The organism is Salinicola endophyticus, from assembly GCF_003206575.1.
GTDB lineage: Bacteria > Pseudomonadota > Gammaproteobacteria > Pseudomonadales > Halomonadaceae > Salinicola > Salinicola endophyticus.
In genome coordinates, this window is record NZ_PZJO01000002.1 from 587,419 (window position 1) to 605,784 (window position 18,366).

14 protein-coding genes are annotated in these 18,366 nt (G+C 68.5%); 7 read left to right on the plus strand and 7 right to left on the minus strand.

Going from position 1 to position 18,366, the window contains the following annotated elements; genetic code table 11:
• Positions 1-74 precede the first annotated feature (74 nt).
• Complete coding sequence (gene cobO / locus DOM66_RS05235) at positions 75-674, plus strand: cob(I)yrinic acid a,c-diamide adenosyltransferase (RefSeq protein ID WP_110689462.1); 600 nt, start codon at positions 75-77, stop codon at positions 672-674.
• Positions 675-737: 63 nt separating this feature from the next.
• On the opposite strand, the gene DOM66_RS05240 is transcribed toward cobO, so the two are convergent.
• The gene (locus DOM66_RS05240; protein ID WP_157958785.1) at positions 738-1,640 is read right to left on the minus strand and encodes a cobalamin-binding protein; all 903 of its coding nucleotides are present in this window, start codon (positions 1,638-1,640) and stop codon (positions 738-740) included.
• Positions 1,641-1,913: 273 nt separating this feature from the next.
• Here DOM66_RS05240 and DOM66_RS05245 point away from each other — a divergent pair, with 273 nt between their 5' ends.
• Entirely contained in the window at positions 1,914-2,720 is an 807-nt protein-coding gene (locus tag DOM66_RS05245) for an SIMPL domain-containing protein (protein ID WP_110689463.1), read from the plus strand.
• 85 nt (positions 2,721-2,805) lie between these two features.
• On the opposite strand, the gene DOM66_RS05250 is transcribed toward DOM66_RS05245, so the two are convergent.
• Positions 2,806-4,257, minus strand: coding sequence for a sodium-dependent transporter (locus DOM66_RS05250; protein WP_110689464.1), 1,452 nt, complete (start codon positions 4,255-4,257; stop codon positions 2,806-2,808).
• A gap of 237 nt (positions 4,258-4,494) precedes the next feature.
• Here DOM66_RS05250 and DOM66_RS05255 point away from each other — a divergent pair, with 237 nt between their 5' ends.
• Together DOM66_RS05255 and DOM66_RS05260 are read left to right on the plus strand one after the other, a co-directional pair.
• A complete protein-coding gene (locus DOM66_RS05255; RefSeq protein WP_110674286.1) occupies positions 4,495-5,151 on the plus strand; it encodes a potassium channel family protein in 657 nt (218 codons plus the stop codon).
• A 43-nt stretch (positions 5,152-5,194) separates the two neighbouring features.
• Positions 5,195-6,562 carry a TrkH family potassium uptake protein gene (locus DOM66_RS05260; protein ID WP_110674287.1) on the plus strand — a complete coding sequence of 456 codons (1,368 nt, stop codon included), beginning with the start codon at positions 5,195-5,197 and terminating at the stop codon, positions 6,560-6,562.
• Positions 6,563-6,628: 66 nt separating this feature from the next.
• Here the strand turns inward: DOM66_RS05260 and DOM66_RS05265 are convergent, their stop codons facing one another.
• Entirely contained in the window at positions 6,629-7,267 is a 639-nt protein-coding gene (locus tag DOM66_RS05265) for a LysE/ArgO family amino acid transporter (RefSeq protein WP_188115141.1), read from the minus strand.
• A 94-nt stretch (positions 7,268-7,361) separates the two neighbouring features.
• On the opposite strand from DOM66_RS05265, the gene DOM66_RS05270 reads away from it, so the two are divergent.
• Positions 7,362-8,270 carry a LysR family transcriptional regulator ArgP gene (locus DOM66_RS05270; RefSeq protein WP_110689465.1) on the plus strand — a complete coding sequence of 303 codons (909 nt, stop codon included), beginning with the start codon at positions 7,362-7,364 and terminating at the stop codon, positions 8,268-8,270.
• Positions 8,271-8,420: 150 nt separating this feature from the next.
• Positions 8,421-8,801 (plus strand): YgdI/YgdR family lipoprotein, encoded by a 381-nt coding sequence (locus DOM66_RS05275; protein WP_110674289.1) that lies wholly within the window; start codon positions 8,421-8,423, stop codon positions 8,799-8,801.
• A gap of 153 nt (positions 8,802-8,954) precedes the next feature.
• Here the strand turns inward: DOM66_RS05275 and DOM66_RS05280 are convergent, their stop codons facing one another.
• A complete protein-coding gene (locus DOM66_RS05280; RefSeq protein WP_198651720.1) occupies positions 8,955-9,266 on the minus strand; it encodes an MTH1187 family thiamine-binding protein in 312 nt (103 codons plus the stop codon).
• Positions 9,267-9,775: 509 nt separating this feature from the next.
• Between DOM66_RS05280 and cfa the strand changes: the two genes are divergently transcribed.
• On the plus strand, positions 9,776-10,927 hold the full coding sequence (gene cfa / locus DOM66_RS05285; RefSeq protein ID WP_110689466.1) for a cyclopropane fatty acyl phospholipid synthase: 1,152 nt from the start codon (positions 9,776-9,778) through the stop codon (positions 10,925-10,927).
• A 61-nt stretch (positions 10,928-10,988) separates the two neighbouring features.
• On the opposite strand, the gene DOM66_RS05290 is transcribed toward cfa, so the two are convergent.
• From DOM66_RS05290 to DOM66_RS05300, 3 genes are read right to left on the minus strand one after another with little or no spacing between them, the layout of a single operon-like run.
• Positions 10,989-15,887, minus strand: a complete 4,899-nt coding sequence (locus DOM66_RS05290; RefSeq protein WP_110689467.1) for a coiled-coil domain-containing protein — start codon at positions 15,885-15,887, stop codon at positions 10,989-10,991.
• Positions 15,884-16,843 carry a hypothetical protein gene (locus tag DOM66_RS05295; protein WP_245392359.1) on the minus strand — a complete coding sequence of 320 codons (960 nt, stop codon included), beginning with the start codon at positions 16,841-16,843 and terminating at the stop codon, positions 15,884-15,886. Before DOM66_RS05295 ends, DOM66_RS05290 begins: the two co-directional genes overlap by 4 nt.
• A 2-nt stretch (positions 16,844-16,845) precedes the next feature.
• Entirely contained in the window at positions 16,846-18,258 is a 1,413-nt protein-coding gene (locus DOM66_RS05300; RefSeq protein ID WP_110689468.1) for a hypothetical protein, read from the minus strand.
• Positions 18,259-18,366: the final 108 nt, after the last annotated feature.

The window sequence follows — 18,366 nt, forward strand, 5'->3', positions numbered from 1 at the left end:
TTCGTCTGCGCTCCAGCCTATCCGGCCGAGAGCCAGACCAGACCAGACCAGACCAGACCAGACCAGGAGTCAGCATGACCGACCGCCAGCAGCGCCATCAGCGCGCGATGCAGAAGCTCAAGGCCCATGTCGACGACAAGGTCGCCGCCGCCGACCAGCAGCGCGGCCTGCTGCTGGTGTTCACCGGTAATGGCAAGGGCAAGACCACCGCCGCCTGGGGCACGGTGACCCGCGCCCTGGGCTACGGCTATCGGGTCGGTGTGGTGCAGTTCATCAAGGGGCTGTGGGAGTGCGGCGAGCGCGAACGACTGGCCGCGGATACCAATCTCGAGGTGTCGATCATGGCCACCGGCTTCACCTGGGAGACCCAGAACCGGGAGAGCGACACCGCCGCCTGCCAGGCGGTGTGGCAGGACGCCGCGCGCCTGCTCGCCGACCCCGAGGTCTATCTGGTGGTACTCGACGAGATCACCTACATGCTCAAGTTCGGCTATCTCGACATCGACACCGTGCGCCAGGCGATCGCCGACCGACCACCGGAGCAGAGCGTGATCGTCACCGGACGCAACGCCCATCGCGAGCTGATCGAGATGGCGGACACGGTGAGCGAGATGCAGGACGTCAAGCACGCCTTCGATGCCGGCATCCAGGCCCGCCGTGGTATCGACTATTGATCAAAGCATCGACTATTGATCACAGCATCGATGAGGGACCGCCGCGACGACGGATCGTGTCGCCTACTGATCCTGCCCCTCACTGGGGCTGGAGGATGCCAGCCGCGCGGCGGCGTCGGCCAGATCCGCGCACATCTGGCGTGCGGCCTGCGCCAGCCGCGGCCCGGGGCGGCTGATCGCATCGGGGTCGAGGCTGTAGAGGGTGCCGGCAGCCACCGCCGGCAGCGCCGTGTGCCCGGCCCAGAACGCCTGCCAGGCGTCGTCTTTGGCAGCGGCGAGAATCACCTGGGGTCGCGCCAGCAGCAGCGACTCCCAGCCGATCTCCGGCACCAGCACCGGGGCCTGGGCGAACAGCGGCTCGCCGCCACAGTGGCGGATCACCCGGGTCACGATCTGACCGTCGGCCAGCGTGGTCAGCGGCGCCTGTCCTAACTGATAGAACACCCGGGGCGCCGGCGTGAGCTGCTGACGACTCTCCAGCAGCGCACGCTCGAAGCGCGCCGCGGCACGCTCCCCCGCCGCCGGATGGCCGCTCAGCAGGCCGATGTCGCGCAGGTTGCCGGCAACATCGGCCAGCCGCCGGGGCTCACTGCGGTAGACCGGAATCCCCAATGCCAGGAGCTGGCGCACCAGGTCATCCGGGGTGCCACTCCCCCACGCCAGCACCAGATCCGGCTGCGCCGAGACCACCGCCTCCAGCGCAATGCCGCGATAGCTACCAACCCGGGGCAGCTCGCGGGCCGCCGCCGGGTAGTCGCTGCCGGCGATCACTCCGACCAGCTGCGCGCCGGCCCCGGCGGCAAAGGCGTCCTCGACCAGATGCGGCGCCAGCGCGACGATGCGCTGGGCAGGCGCGGCCAGCGTCAGCGCTTCGCCATGATCGTCGACCACCCGGATCTCGGCCTGGGCCGGGAGCGCCATCGGGTTCAGCGCGACCAGGCTGAGTAGCGCAAGGCTCAGCGCCACGCGCGGCAAGCTCCGGGCCAGGCATGGACTTCGTGAACGAGATAGACGTTGCGCCTGACACGGGCCGCCGAGCCAGCGCAGATCGCTAGCGATACGCCGAATGATTAGGGAAAAAGCGCGCATGGAAGCCCTTCTCGCTTGGGACATGGGCATTGGCGAGCATAGCATGAGGGTCCAAGCCCAGCGTGCGTCGGCAATGGCAGCTGCTGCCACCGGCCCCGTGAGCGCTGCAAGTCAAACGCTGGAAGTCAGCAACGACAGTAAGGAAACGCCATGATTCGCTACCGCCCGACCGCCGCCCGCCCGTTCACGCGTCGCCTGCCGCACACCCTCGGCCTGGGTGCCGTCGGCCTGCTGGCGAGCCTGAGCCTGGCCACCCCGGCGCTGGCCGACAAGAGCCCGCATGAACTGCGCGTCCAGGCCAATACCACCCTGAGCGTCGCCCCCGACACCGCGACCCTCGATGCCCGGCTGTGGGAGCGCACCCCGGCACAGGCCCAGGGCAGCGAGACCAGCGGCGACGCCGCCGCGCTCAAGCAGGCCCGTGAGCGGCTCGAGCAGCGCACCGGCGAGCTGATCCGCACGCTGGAGAAGGCCGGCATCCCGCGTGATGCCATCCGCGCCGGCTCGCTCAGCGTGCGCCCTGACTATATTGCGTCGCCGCAGCGTGGCGACGACGCCCAGCCGCCACAGGTGCGCACCCAGCTGGAGCGCCCGATCACCCTCACCCTGGACGATCTGGACCGTCTGCCGCGGGTACTCGATGCCCTCACCACGGCCGGGGTCGATGCCCTCGATGGCGTCACCTACGGCCTCAAGGACAGCGACGCCGCCGACGACCGGGCGCTGGCACAGGCCCTCGAACGCGCCCGGGACAAGGCCAAGCTGATGGCCAAGACCCTGGATGTGGACCTCGGCGATGTGATCAGCGTCGAGGAGACCACCGCGCCCAGCTTCAAGCCACAGATGATGACGATGCGCGCCGCTGCCGAGAATAGCGCCGGCAGCGCACCGGAGTACCGCAGCGGCGAGATCGACATCGACGCCGGGGTCAATGTGACCTGGTCGATCGACGACTGACAGCGCCGGTCGAGCCCACCCTCTGCGCCGCGAGCCCTCCGCGGCGCAGAGGGCTTCTCAAGAAGCCCGCCTCAAACGATCTGTCTCAAGACGCCTGACGCTGGGTCGCGCGTCCCAGCACGATCTCGCCGATCAACGCCACCAGCAGGATCGCCGCGACCCAGCGCAGGTCGAAGCCGGCGCCCAGCCAGCCCAGCGCATCCAGGAACACCACCAGGATCGCCAGCGGGCTGACATAGCGGATCACGAACTGCCACAGCGCGAATGCCCCGCCGGGTAGCCCCAGCTCCTCGCGCACCACTTCACGCCGCAGCACGAAACCGGCCAGCAGCGCCGTGCCCAGCCCACCGAGCGGCATCATCAGGCGTGAGGTGAGGAAGTCGAGCCAGTCGAACACGGTCTTGCCCGCCAGGGTCCAGTCGGCGCCGATGTTGAACGACAGCATCGCCAGCGTGCTCACCAGCCACAGCACGATCCCCACGCCCCAGGCGGCCTGCCGCCGAGCGATGCCATGGCTCTGGTTGAGCCAGGCCACGGTCGCCTCGATCATCGAGATCGCCGAGGTCAGCGCCGCCACCGCCAGCATCAGGAAGAACACCACTTCCACCACGCCACCGAAGGGCATCTGCGCGAACGCCAGCGGCAGACTCATGAAGATCAGGCCAGGGCCGGAGGCCGGGTCCATGCCGTTGGCGAAGATCACCGGGAAGATCGCCAGCCCCGCCATCAGCGCGACCAGGGTGTCGCACAGCGCCACCGTCAGGGTGGTGCGGCCGATCGACTGCTGCGCCGGCAGGTAGGCGCCGTAGGTCAGGATCGCCCCGGAGGCCAGCGACAGGGTGAAGAAGGCGTGCCCCATGGCGGCCAGCACCGCAGGGCCGGTCAGCTTCTGCGGATCGAACGCGAAGAGAAAGTGGAAGCCCGCGCCGAAACCGCCGCTGAACAGCGCATAGACGATCATGATCGCCAGCATCACCACCAGCCCCGGCATCATCCAGCGCACGCTGCGCTCGATCCCCGCCTGCACGCCCTTGCCGACGATCGCCATGGTGGCGATCGTCACCAGGGTGCTCCAGAAGCCCAGGTTCCAGGGGTTGGCGTTGTTGTCCGCGAAGATCGCTGCCATGCCGTCGACGCTGTCCGCCTGCAGCCCACCGGTGACCGCCTTCCACAGATAAGCGACCGACCAGCCGGCCACCACCACGTAGAACGACAGCACCATGAAGCCGCACAGCATCGCCATCCAGCCGAAGGCCGACCACAGCCCGCTGCGCCCCGACTCCCGCGCCACCCGGCGGATCGCGTCCACCGGGCTGCCGCGACCACGGCGGCCGAGGGCGATCTCGGCCATCATCACCGGCACGCCGATGGCGGCAATGCACAGCAGATAGACCAGCACGAAGGCGCCGCCGCCGTACTCGCCGGTCATGTAGGGGAATTTCCAGATATTGCCCAGGCCCACGGAGGAGCCGGTGGCGGCGAGCACGAAACCCCAGCGGCCGAGCCAGAGGGTCTTGGGTGGTGCGGTGTCGGTCATGATTCCTCGAACGCAAAGCGCGCCTGACGGACCAGGCAGCGAATGGAGCGCGATGACACGGTCCCGATGGCCGCGCCTGCGAAAATGCGGCGGGAATTGTACCGTCGGCCCGGAGACGATGCGACAGCCACGCGCCCCGGCCCGCCGTGGTGCGTGTCGCGGTTTGGCCGATGCCGCGGCTTGTGCCAAGCTGCGTGTCTGCGTCCGCACCGTGGCGGGCGATACGAGGAGTGATCGATGTCGCGGCAATTCGCCATTCTCGGCCTGGGCTATTTCGGCAGTACCGTGGCCCGCGAGCTCAAGCGTCACCAGAACCAGATTCTCGGCGTCGACCGCGACGAGTCGCGGGTCGATGCCCTCTCGGACCTGCTCGATCACGCCGTGATCGCCGATCTCACCGACGAGAAGGCGCTGGCCGAGCTGTCGCTGGAGACCTACGACGCGGTAGTGATCGATGTCGACGGCAACCTCGAGGCGAGCGTGATCTGCACCCTGCACGTCAAGGAGCTGGGAGCCAAGGAGATCTGGGCCAAGGCGCACAGTGACGCCCACTACAAGCTGCTCAAGCGTCTCGGCGCCGACCGCGTCATCTACCCCGAGTACGATGCCGGCATACGGGTGGCAGAGAGCCTCAACTACCACGCCATGGTCGACTTCATCCGCCTCGGCGAGCGCCAGTTCATCGTCGAGGTCGAGACCACCGAACGGCTGGTCGACAACTGCAAGAGCGTGGCCAAGCTGGCGATCGACCGGGACTCGCTGTTCCTGGTGGCGATCAAGCGCGGTGAGGAGGTGATCCAGAATCCTTCAGACGACACCACGCTGCAGGCCGGCGACAACCTAGTACTGATGGGCGATCTCGACGCCCTGCGCGAAATCGGCAAGCAGATATGAGTGGCGTGCCGCGGGCTGCCGCTCGCCACACGGGGTCACGCCGATGAGACGCTGGCAACGCCTGGTCAAACCGCTGCGTCGGGCGCCCCACGGCAGCGTCCTGCGCCTGTCACCGCCCGAGGTGCTGCTGATCGGCTTCGCCCTGCTGTGCGCGCTGGGGGCGCTGCTGCTGTGGTTGCCGGGCAGCGCGGTGCGCCCGCTGGCGTGGCACGAGGCGCTGTTCACCGCGACCTCGGCGGTCACCGTGACCGGTCTCAGCGTGATCGATGTCGGCCACGACCTCACCTTCACCGGCCAGGCGGTGCTGCTGGTCCTGATCCAGATCGGTGGACTCGGCTTCATGACCTTCGCCGCGCTGACGGTACTGCTGATCGGCGCGCGCCTGCCGATCCAGCAGCAGAACCTGGTGCGCGAGGCCCTCGGCGAGATCGCCTTCAGCGACGTGCGCCATCTGGTCAGCCTGGTGATCCTGTTCGCCATGCTGGTGGAGGGCCTGGGCACCGCGCTGCTGGCAGCCCACTGGGTACCCGAGTACGGCTGGCGCCTGGGCCTGTGGAACAGCCTGTTCCACGCCATCTCGGCATTCAACAACGCCGGCTTCTCGACCTGGTCCGACAGTCTCATGGGCGAGGTCGATGACCCACTGGTCAACGGCGTGATCACGCTGCTGTTCATCGTTGGCGGGCTGGGCTTCGTGGTGGTCAGCGATCTCTATCGCCAGCGCCGCTGGTCGCGCCTGGCCATGCAGACCAAGGTGGTGCTGCTGGCGACGCTGTGGCTCAACCTGATCGCCACCGCCATTCTGCTCGGGCTGGAGTGGTCGAATCCCAAGACGCTGGGCGCCATCGGCGACATCTTCGGCCGTGTCCAGGCCGCCTGGTTCCAGGCGGTCACGCCGCGTACCGCAGGTTTCAACACCCTCGACACCAGTGCGCTCACCAACGCCTCGACCCTGCTGACCATGGTGCTGATGTTCATCGGCGCCGGCTCCAGCTCCACCGCCAGCGGGATCAAGATCACCACCTTCGTGGTGCTGCTGCTGACCGCCCGCGCCTTCTACCGCAACACCGAGCAGCCAACCGCATTCGGTCGTTCGATCCCCCAGGAGACGGTGATCAAGGCGATCACCGTGGCCCTGGCCGGGGTGCTGCTGGTGGTGCTGACGCTGTTCGGGCTGACCATCACCGATCCCGACAAGCGCTTCCTCGACCTCGCCTTCGAGAGCGTCTCCGCCTTCGGCACCGTGGGGCTGTCACGCGGCGTCACCAGCGATATCTCGCTGCCGGGGCAACTGCTGCTCGGGATCACCATGCTGCTGGGACGCGTGGGGCCACTCTCGGTGGGCTATTTCCTGGCCACGCGACGGGCCCGCGGCGTGCGCTATGCCCGCGGCGACATCCAGATCGGTTGAGGCCTGGCAGCGCTCGACGCCGTGTCGACGCCGCCGGTGCGGGCCTGGCCCGCATCAATCGCGGCGTCAGCCCAGCGCCAGATGCAGCGCCACCCACAGCATCACCAGCGCCACGCCAAGCTCGATACCGCGCCACCAGCGCGGGTCGCGCAGGCGTGGCGCCAACCACTGCGCCAGCCCCACCAGGCCGAAGAACCAGATGAGCGAGGCCAGCGCGGCCCCGGCGACGAAGGCCGGCGGGCTCGCCTGCTGACTGCCGATCAGCCCCAGCATCACCAGGGTGTCGAGGTAGACGTGGGGGTTGAGCAGGGTCACGCCGAGGGTCGCCAGGACCACCCGCCGCGCGCTGGCCCCGCCGCCCGCCGCTGGCGCCAGCGCCTGCGGGCGACGTGCCCGCCCCAGCGCCAGCCACGCCTGCCAGCAGAGCCACACGACCCCACCCCAGCGCGCCGCCTGCATCAACAGCGGGCTCGATGCCAGCAGCGGCGCGAACCCGGCCACGCCGACGGCGATCAACGCCAGGTCGCACAGCGCACAGATCGCCGCCACCCGCAGTGCATACTCCCGGCGCAGCCCCTGACGCAGGACGAAGGCATTCTGGGCACCGATCGCCACGATCAACCCGGCGCCGATCACCAGTCCTTGCAGTAGCGAGACGAGCAGCGGCGCGCTGGCGAGCACGCCAGAGTCGAGGGAGAGGTTCATGCGACGGGTCCTGGGCTGAGCGAAGGGCCGCAGAATGGCGTGCTATGCTCTATTAATTGAAGTTAAAACCCCTAATGGATCATTAGGATCTCTAATGCTCGACTACAAGCTACTCGAAGCCCTGGCGGCGATCGTCGACCAGGGCGGGTTCGAACGCGGGGCGCAGCAGCTCAATCTGACCCAGTCGGCGGTGTCGCAACGCATCAAGCTACTCGAAGCGCGCCTGGGTCAGCCGGTCGTGGTGCGTACGCCACGCCTGCTGCCCACGCCGCTGGGGCAGCGGCTGCTCAATCACGCCCAGCAGGTGCGCCTGCTCGAGCACGATCTGCTCGACCGCATCCCCGCCCTCGGCGAAGGTACCCAGCGCCTGCGCCTGGCGATCAACGCCGACAGCCTGGCGACCTGGTGGGCGCCGACCATCGGCGACTTCTGCCACCGCCGCGGGGTGCTGCTCGACCTGGTGGTCGACGATCAGGAGGTGGCACTGCGGCGCATGCGCGACGGCGAGGTCGCCGGCTGCATCTGCGCCACCGCGCGCCCGGTTCAAGGCGCCCGCGCGCGGGCGCTGGGTCGCATGCGCTACCGGGTCGCCGCCAGCCCCGGCTTCGCCGACCGCTACTTCGTCGAGGGCGTCTCGACCCAGGCGCTGGCGCGGGCACCGGCCATTCTCTACGGCCCCGATGACCGCCTGCAGCAGCGCTACCTCGACAGCCAGGGGTTCAAGGAGCCCTTCCCCCACCACCTGTGTCCGTCGTCGGAGGGAGTGCTGCACATGGTGCTGGCGGGCATCGGCTATGCGCTGATCCCGGAGTGTCAGGCGCAGGCCGCCTTCGAACGCGGCGAACTGGTCGATCTCGACCCCAGTCGACCACTCGACGTGCCGCTTTACTGGCACTTCTGGCGGCACGGCGGCGAGCTGCTGGACGCGCTCACCGTGCATCTGTTCTCCGCCAGCGACGACTGGCTGCTGCCCATGGAGACATCGGCAAGCGCCGGCGCATGATCGGCACACTCCCGCGACGCTTCGAGTGTCGCCATTTGGCAACGTTTTTCGAGACTTTCCAGGCACTTGCGTAGATGGCGCCAGCTTCTAGACTCAACCTTAGCGATACCCGGATGGGTATCGACACTTTATGCACAAGGAGAATGTGACATGGCCTTTCCGACCCTCGACAAACGTCTGCTGATCGCCCTCGCCGCCAGCCTCTCGCTGACCGCCCTGGCCGGCTGCGCCAGCGACAGCAGCTCGCTGGAGAAGGACAGCTCGCAGTACGTGGTCACCGGCCTCGGCGACGATCAGGACGAGGCGCTGGAGAACGCCAAGGAGCGAGCCCTGGAGCAGTGCGAGTCCGAAGATCGCGAAGAGTTCGTGATCGTCAAGCAGCAGATCCTCGGGCCCAACGACGATGCCCGCAAGGCCGCCGAGGCCAATGCCCAGATGGAGGGTGCCACGGTCAACGAAGATACCGAACTGCAGGCAGCCACCCAGGAAGGCGACGGCTACAAGGCGACCTGGACCATCCGCTGCCGCTGAGCCGCGAGTGATAGGTCAGCCCCCGGCCCCGGGCACTCGCCCCGGGGCCGATTTTTTGTTCGAAGCCAATTCTTGTCCTGGGCTGAACCTCCGCCCAGGCCCAGCCTCTGTACGCCGCCAGCGCGGAGGCGCCGTCGGTGGGTAAAACGCGTGCTACCCCTGCGACGGGCGCAGGCGCGCCTCGACGCTCGCTACCTTGTCATCCATCCCCTGCTCGCGATCAGTACGGGTACCCAGCTTCAGCGTGGTGGTGATGCGCGGCGCACCCATGGCGTGAACCCGCTCGTGGCATGCCTTGACCACCGCCATCACTGCGTCCCAGGGCCCTTCGATATTGGTACCGTAGGCGTGCATACGGTAGCCGAGCCCCGAGGCATCGATCACCCGCTGGCACGCCGCCACATACTCGGATACCGAGACCCCGACGCCCAGGGGCACCACGCAGAGATCCACGATCACCTGCAAGGACTCGGCTCTCTCGTCATTCACATCGTCTTTCACATCGCTGCTCATATCGTCGTTCATCCGAATGTACTGATGTCACCGGTCGCGGCCGGCCCGCTCAGCCTGAGCCTAGCACTGCCGCGGTCACCGCGTCGGCCCCATGCTCAGGGAGGGCTCGCCCGCCGAGTGACAAATCTGCCCCATCCCTCTGGAATAATCCCGTAGTCGCGCTAGGATTAACAAAAGACACAAAGCCGTTAGCACGCAATGCAATTGGTGTCGCGAAAACGCAATGGCTGTCGAGAAGCAGCCCCACCGCTGTGGCATTCGCAGGCAACAGCGCGCGCGCAGCGGCGATTGACTTCGTCATCGTTCGATCAATCGGGGCGTTTTAGGTGAGTCGGGAAACCGGCTGGCAAGTGCCGTCACTGGTCTTGTTTCAAGCCTTTCCAGCGCAGGTTTCATCACATGCACGCTCCGCTCTCGTCGTGCGGCCAAGCCGCGCAGTCTGACCTTTGCCAGGAACGATCATGACCAGCAATGCGCCCATCGCCCCCGTCTCACTACCCGATACGCGTGCCCGCCATACCATCGAAAAGATGCTCGAAGGCTCCGGCGTCACCCTCAATGGCGGCCAGCCCTGGGACATTCGCGTCCATCACCCCGATCTGTTCTCACGCATCGTGCGTCAGGGGTCGATCGGCTTCGGCGAGGCCTACATGGATGGCTGGTGGGAGTGCGACCGCATCGACGAGATGATGCACCGACTGCTGCACCACGGTCTCGGCGATGCCGCCCACACCCCCGCCGGGAGGCTGCTCTACCGACTGCGCTCGAGCTTCATGAACCTGCAGAGCAAGGCGCGCGCCTATATCGTCGGCCGCGAGCACTACGATCTCGGCAACGACCTGTTCACACGCATGCTCGATGCCACTCTGTGCTACTCCTGCGCCTACTGGAAACAGGCGACCACGCTGCACCAGGCCCAGGTGGCCAAGCTCGACCTGGCCTGCCGCAAGCTGGCACTCGAACCCGGCATGCGGGTCCTCGACATCGGCTGCGGCTGGGGTAGCTTCGCCGAACACGCCGCGAGCCACTATGGCGTCGAGGTGACCGGCATCACCATCTCCGAAGAGCAGGCCAAGCTCGCCCGCGAGCGCTGCGCGGCACTACCGGTGGAGATTCTGCTGGAGGATTACCGCGATCTCGACGGCGAGTTCGACCGCATCGTCTCGATCGGCATGTTCGAGCACGTCGGCCAGCGCAACTACGCCACCTACTTCGACACCGTCGAGCGCCTGCTCAAGCCGGGTGGGCTGTTCATGCTGCACACCATCGGCTCCAACACCAACGAGGTGAGCGCCGACCCGTGGATCAACAAGTACATCTTCCCCAATGGCGTGCTGCCCTCGGTGCAGCAGATCAGTGATGCCAGCGAGGGCAAGCTGGTGATGGAGGATTGGCAGAACTTCGGCCCGGACTACGACACCACCCTGATGGCCTGGCAGGAGAACCTGCTCGCCCACTGGCACGAGATCGCGCAGCACTACAACGAGCACATCAAGCGCATGTTCCTCTACTATCTGGGCGCCTGCGCCGGGGCTTTCCGCGCCCGCGAGCTGCAGCTGTGGCAGGTGGTGTTCTCGCACTCGCGCCAGGGCCGCTACGACGCCCCGCGCTGATCCGCCGAGTGGCTCGCAGCGCGGCCCAACGAGGCCGCGCAGTACCTAGGCACCGTCGACGCTACTCCGCGGTCGCCGGGGTCACGTGAATGCCGAACAGGCTCGCCTCGCCGCTGCCGCGCCCGGCCTCCTCGGGCGCGACCTGGCGCCCGTCACGCACGATGACGTGTCCGCCCTGCCCCTGCTGGCCGCCGATCACGCTACCCACCAGATAGGTGGGGAAGATGCTCGGGTCGTTCTCGTAGTTGGGGTTGTGGATCAACCCGATCATCTGGAAACGCCCGCGGGTGTTGCGCAGCGACTCCAGCGAGTCCTGGATCAGGCGACGATGGGAGAGCTTGGAGAACAGCCCGTCGAGCAGAATCACACTCTCGCGACTGGCCCGGGCGCGGCGCTTCTGAGTTCCCGGCAGTTCGCGCAGCTCGCGCTCGATGGCGAACTCCGAGAGCTTGACCAGCCACATCAGCGACACCGCCTCACGCTGCCCTTCCGACATATCCTCGTTGAGCGAGAACAGCCGTCCATGCGGGCGGATGGCATCGTGCTTGATGCGAATGCTCACCGTCTGGAACAGGCCGCGATAGATGCGCCGGCGGATCTGCCGGGTCAGCTCGTCGTCGCGCCCGCCCTTGTTCTGGGCAGTCTCGCCGGACTGCTCCAGGCGCCGCCGCTGCACCGCCAGATGGGCATCGATATCCGCCAGCAGCTGCTGGATCAGCTCGCGCACGGCGTCGTCGGCGATCAGCGCCGCCTTGACCTCGAAGTAGGCACCGCCATCGCTCGAGCGGCTCGCCACCCGCTTGAGGATCTCGAGGTTGCCGGCGGCATCGATGATGATCGAGCTCAGGCGCTCGACCAGGGTGTCCTCGATCTGCTCACGCGAGGTGTGCAACCGGGCCACCCGGGTGCGGTGCTCGTCGAGCTGCCCCTGCAACTGACGGTGGAGACCACGCAACGACTCCAACGCCTCGTGGCTGACCCCTTCCAGGGTGCCCAGACGAGCGCGCTCGGATTCGTTGAATAGCCGGCTGGCGCTCGCCGCCTCCAGCGACAGTGCCAGCGCCTTCTCGCGGGCGGTGACATCGCGGGCCTGGCGCTCGCGGTTACGCGCGCGCTCGCCCAGATTGAGCCCGCCCAGCCCATCGAGCAGGGTCTGCTGGCAGGTCTCGAACGCCGCCGGGTCGAAGGCATCGCTATCTTCAGGGTCGAGGGAGGCCTGCGCCCAGCGCCGCCAGTCGGCCAGGGCAGCATCGAGGCGTTCGGCCTCGGCGTGGTCCGCCGGCCAGCCGGCGCCGGCATCGGCCAGGGCGCGCTCGGCCCAGCCCTCGGGCAGCTGGCGCAGCACCTCGAGCCAGGCCACGGCGAGCTGGTCGGTGATATTGAGCGCCTGCTGATGGCGCATCAGACGGCTCTCCAGTCCCTCCTGCTCGCGGCCGTTGTGGCGGCGCTTGTCGCGGGTCTCCTTGAGCGTCTGCTTGAGCCGCCCGATGTCGCGCTCCAGGGTGCGGTTGCCGCCCTTCTCATCGCGCACGTCGAGGAAGGCACGAATGCGCTCGAAATCGAAGTCGGCGCGTCGGCTGGCGGCGGTCAGGGCTGCCTGCAGCGCCGCCTCGCGTTGCTCGGCCTGCTGCATGAAAGCCGGGCCCGCGTCGGCCACGAACGCCGCCAACCGGCGCAGCCGCTCGCGCTCGCCGTCGGCGAACAGCTGGCGCAGCTGCTCGCGGTGGCTCTCGCGGCGTGCGTCCAGCGCCTCACTCTCCAGCGTCAGCTCGGCCAGCGTCTCCTCGAGTTCCGCCGCTTCCTCGGCCACCGCGGCGAGGCTCGCATCGATCTCCTCCAGGCGCTCGACGCCACCGGCGCTGGCGAAACGCTCCGCGGCCAGCCACGCCTCGCCATGGCTCTCGAACTCCCGCGCCAGACGTTCGCGCTCGGGGGTGTACTCGGCGAGCCGCTGCTCGACCTGGACACGCGCCTGGCGCGCCGCGGTGAGTGCCGCCTCGCCTCCCTCTTCGAGGAAGCGCTGGTAGTCATCGATCGACTTCAGCGCCGCCTCGCCGAGGCGTGGCGTCAGCGCCGCCTGTTCAGCGGCGAGCCGGGTCTCGCGCTCCTCGACGGCTGCCAGTTCCACCTCTGCCTCGCGGCTCACCGCCTCGGCCGCGCGCAGCGCCAGCGCGAAGCGCTCGCCGTGCGGGTCGAGACGCTCGATCTCCGCGCTCAGCGCCAACAGCCGCTGGCGGTCGACCTCGAGGCGCTGCTGGGTCTCGTCGCGCAGCGCGGTGAGATAGGCCGGGTCGAGGGCGGCCTTGACCGCCAGCGTCTCCACGCCCTGGATCGCGCCCAGCGGCAGCTCGCCGCGGGCCAGCGTGGTACGCAGCCGCTCCCCTTCGAGGACCGGCACCCCGCAGCCGGCGTCGATCAAGCACTGCGCGGCGTCTCGCGCCTGCGCCTCGCCCTCGACCACCGGCGCGAACAGCTGCCCGGCGGCCTGGGCCAGCCACTCCCGGCGTACCTGGGTGTCGGCCTCGACCGCGGCCAGTACCTCGTGCAGCGGCTGGAAAGCGATCTCGCTTGCCGTCAGCAGGCGCTGCGCATCGCTCTCCGCCGCCAGCCGCGCCAGCGGGTCCCCACTCAGGCTCTCCAGATAGCGCTCGCGGGCCTCGATCGCACCGTCGAGGCCATCGCGCTCGCGCAGCAGCCGCGGATAGCGCGCCTTGGCATCCTTGAGCCACGCCTCCGGCGACTGCTCGCTGCAGTCGCCGAAGTCCGCCTGCGCCTGGACCAGGCGCTCGAGCTCGCTGCGCTGCTGGCTCAGTTCATGCCGTCGGTCCTGACACTCCCGCGACTGGCGGTAGAGGGTGTCGCGCAGGTGTACCGGGGCAGCGTCGGCGTGCCAGTGGCAGTAGCGTTCGGCGGCGTCCTCCAGTGGCGCCAGGCGTTCGAGGCGGGCATCGATATCGGCCAGCTCGCGCCGCGCATCGGCCAGGATCTGCTCGTGTTCGCTCAGCGCACTACGCCGCGCACTCCAGAAGCCGATCGCCGAGTGCTCCGGCCACTGCGCATTGAACGCCTGCCACGCCTGGCGTCCGGCGGCCAGCGGCGCCAGTTCGCCCTCGAGTCGCTGGCGCTGCTCGCGCCGCGCCTGCAGCGCCGCGAGGGTACGCTCGCGCTGAGCGTTGAGATTGGCGGCCTGGGCATCCCATTCGCCGAGCTCCGCCTCCAGCGTCTCCTGGCGTTCCTGCTTGAGGGCCAGCACCGCTTCCGGCGTGGTGTCAGGGTGCTCGCGTTCGAAAGCCGCATACCACTGCGCCGGCTGCTTGAGTTCGCCCATGCGCCCGAGGTGTTCGGCATGTTCGCGGCGCGCCTGTTCGAGAGCTTCGCGGGCGGCATCACGGGTCGCTTCGGGAGTCTCCAGCTCGGCTTCGCTGAACAGCCCCTCGGCGAGCGCCTGGGTGTAGACGCTCTGGTTGTCGATGAAGTCGCGCTGGCGCGACTCCAGCTGTTCGCGCTCCTGCTCAAGGCGCTCCAGAGACTCGTCGAGCTGCTCGGCATCCAGACGCAGCGAGCGGCGATATTCGCGGTCGGCGATCACCTCTTCGCGGAAGCGGTTGCCGTCGAGCCCCTCGAACGCCTCGGCGGCTTCGTCGAGCACACCCAGGGCGCGGTAGCGCGCGGCGTCATCAGCGAAGGCGTGGCTGTCGGCGAGCCAGGCACGCGCCTGGTCGAAGGCGACATGGCCGATGTCCCGCGCCACGATCCAGCTCGCCTGGGGCAGATGCACCAGGCGGCGGTGGGTGTCGACCCGCGCCCCGCGCTCGGAGAGTGCCAGCCGCACATTGCGCTCGGCCTGCCGACTCAGCTTGGCCAGCAGCCAGGTGGAGACCCGCGGACGTTCGGTGTCGCCGATCGCCCAGGCCAGCCCGGTGGTCGCCTCGGCGACCCCGGCTTCCAGCGTCTCGGTGCCATCGCGCTGGCCTGGCAGCCCCGGCAGCGGCGCCAGCGCCTGGCCACCGAGCAGACGCTCGGCCTCGAGCAGCGAGGCGTCGAGCGCGGCCAACTGACGCCGCGACTCGAGCAGGCTCTCGCCCTCCTCGTTGAGGGTGGCGAGACGCTCGACCTTGTCGTCGGCGCGCTGCTGGTCGCTCTCGGCCTCGGCCAGGCGGTGACGCAGCTCGGTGATACGAGTGCCGGAGTTGAGGATGACGTCCTCGATCAGATCCTCTTCCTCGTCGGTCTCGCCACGGGTGGCCCCGGAGAGGATCTGCGGCGCCAGCACCTCGTAGAAGAACGCCTGATCGGCCTTTTCGCCGGCCCGCGGCTTGATCGCGTTGAAGATCTGGCTCTTGTCGGCCCCGCCCTCCTTCTGGAACGCCGCCAGCTGGGCCAGCTCGCGCCGTGAGATGTGCACTCCGACCGCCTCCAGCCACTCTTCGCGGTTGGTGGCGCGGGTGACCCCGTGGGCGCGCATCAGGCTCTGGAAATCGGCGTTGGCGTAGAGCGCCAGCTTGCCGTCGCGGGTGATATGGTGCACCGGCACGTCGGAGAGCTGACCCGGATAGTGGTAGAACACCAGCCCGCTGCCGTCGCTGTAGCCGTACATGCCGAAGACGAAGGTCTCGCCGGCGACCTCCTCGCCGGCCACCGCGAGCATGTCGTCCTGCTGAGTGCTGCCCTGCTGGGCACGGAACTCGACCCGCAAATGGGTCCAGCTGCGCGCTTCGCCGGCGACCTTGGAGGGCGAGCACTTGCGCCGCGTGCGGGTGAGCAGCTGGCGGTCACGCGAGAGCATGCCGATCAGCGCCTCGGCCATGGTGGTCTTGCCGAAACCGTTCTCCATGCTGATCGCGCTCGACTGCCCGCGCAGGTCGATCAGCAGGTGGCGCATCTTGGCTTCCCACGGCGAGGCGATGTCGCCGTGCTTGTTGAGCAGGTTGGCGATCTCGATGCGATGAATGACGCTCATGCGCGCGGCTCCTCGTCTTCCTCGGCGCGGGGGGCGTCATCTTCCGCCCCGGTGGCCGCGCCCTGCTGTTCCGCAGCGCTCGGCTGCGGTGTCTGCTCGGCGTCGGGCTGCTGGGCCTGCGCGTCGCTCGGCGGCGGTGTTTCTTCGCCACTGGGCTGGTGGGCTGCCTCGGCGTCGGGCGTCTGCGCCAGCAAGCGCTCGCCGTCGCTGCCCTCGGCGGAGGTCAGCTCGATCAGGTGGGTCAGGTGGTGCACGCCGATCTGCTCGGCTTCGAGGGCCCCGAGCAGGGTCTGCTGCCACACGTCCTCGTCGCCGGACTCGCGCACCAGGTCGAGATGCCCGGCCCGCACCAGCAGATCGATGAACGCCTTGACCCGGCGCGGGATATCCTCACCACGCTCATCGAGCAGCACCCGGCTGTTCTCCGGGGCACGCTCGCCCAGCCCGCGCAGGATCTCGAGCTGATCGCGCACCAGCTCGACCAGCTCGCGGGTGACGAAGGTCGCCTCCTGATAGCGGCTGACATCGGAGAGCGCACGGTTCAAGCGGGTATAGATCAGGGTGTGCAGCAGCAGCCACAGCTGCAGATACCACAGCGCCAGCTCGGCGCGGCTCTCCTGGCGCAGCTTGAGCGCCTCGAACACCGCATCGCGGGTATAGAGCGGTGGCTGCTCCAGCTCCGGGTCCGGCAGCAGCGCGAAGAAGCGCGAGCCCGGCGCGATGCCGGGATAGTCCCCGGCCTCGAACACCTTGAGCCGCATGCCCTGGCCGGCGAGGAAGTCGCGCAGCGCCTCGCGCTCGCTCTCCTGGGCATCGTCGATCAGCGCACAGACGTCGCGCTCGGAGAGCTGGCCATCGCGCGCGGCGCGGCGCTTGCGGCCGCCGCTGGGGACGCGCTCGGCGGTGCGATAGCGCAGCAGATAGGCGACCACCTCGCCCATTTCCATCATGTTCATAGTCAAACGTCCTGGTCTGGCACCGTCGTCTCGCGCACGCGCAGCGACGGTGTGACGGCGCCTTCGATCCGGCGCCCGTCGGGCAATTCGATGGTGAAGGGAGTGTCGTCGATCCCCACGCTGAGATGCTCGTCGAGCAGCTGGGTGTCGACGAAGGTGTTGAGCAGCTGGGGCAGGCAGTCGAGCGCTTCGTCATCGAAGCGGTGCCAGCCCTCGCGCAGCGCCTCGGGCAACGACAGCGGCGCTTCGCGCAGACGCTGGCGCAGCGCCGGGCCCCGCGCCTTGAGATAGCGCGCCAGCAGCGGATCGGCACCGGGCCGGTCGCCGGCCTCGTCGAACACCAGCGCGGCACCGCTGCGCTCGGCGCGGCGGGTCTCCACCAGCGGCAGCAGCGTCTCCACCCGGGGTATCGCCACCCGCGTGCCCAGCGGCATCATGCGCGCCACCACCGCGTCCTGCAGGCGCTGTGGTGGCGGCGCCAGCAGCAGGCGCTGGGCCAGACCGGCGAAGTCGATCACCCCCATCGACTGGATACGCCCCTCGGCGATATCGGAGAGCAGTTCGGAGAGACGCCGTGACAGGTTCTCGATGGCGTTGAGCACGCGTCCGATCGCCCCCGAGAGCATGCGCAGGTCCCACTCCGTCTCCTGCTGCTCGGCCCAGTGGGCGAAGTGCTCGGCGACCCCGGGGGCAGAGAGCTGAGCACGGGCGCTGAGCAGAGTGTTCTGGATCGTGCTCAGGGCGTTGTGGTAGTGGCGCTCGTTCTCCTCCAGCGCCGCCAGCTTGCCCTCATGGGTGGGGTTCTCGCGTACCCGGCGCAGCTCCTGAGTCAGTGCGCGGATCGCCATCAGGATCTGCTGGGTGATATCGGGCACCCGGGCGTAGTCGCCCCGCGACAGCGCCGCCATCACCTTGGCCGCGTCGTACTCGGAATAGAGCAGGTCCTCGACCTGGCTGGCCAGGGTCACCGCCTGCCGTCCGCTCGGGGTGAGGCGCACCTGGCCGGTCTGGCCCTGCTTCTCGATCAGCGCGGTGCGCTTGGTGCTGCGCCCGCTGCGCTCGCCCGGCGCCAGCTCGTTATCGGCGGGGCCGGCCTGCCACTCGCGGTAGTGGATCTCGCTGGGGGTGGCGAGCAGATTGATCACGAAGCTCAGATCGTCCGCCGGCAGCGCCGGGTACTCGCCGCGCAGATGCGAAAGGCAGCGGCGCTGGGTGACGAAGGCACTGTTGGTGGCGAAATCCACCTCGAGCAGGTAGTCGAGCAGCAGACAGCCCAGGTCGAGCCAGTAGCCGTCACGCAGGCCGCGCCGCTGCTCCTGATTGACCTGGACGAAGGGCGAACCCGGCTCATGGGCGCTGTCATGCAGATCGAGCAGCCGCGTCGTCGCGACCAGCAGCTTGTTCCAGGCGGTCATGTCGACTCCAGACAGGAAAAACCGCACCCGCCCATGGCGCTGCCGCGGGTGCTCGTGAAGCGCCGCATTATGCCAAGGTTACGGTTTCAGGTCATGACGATCCGGGTA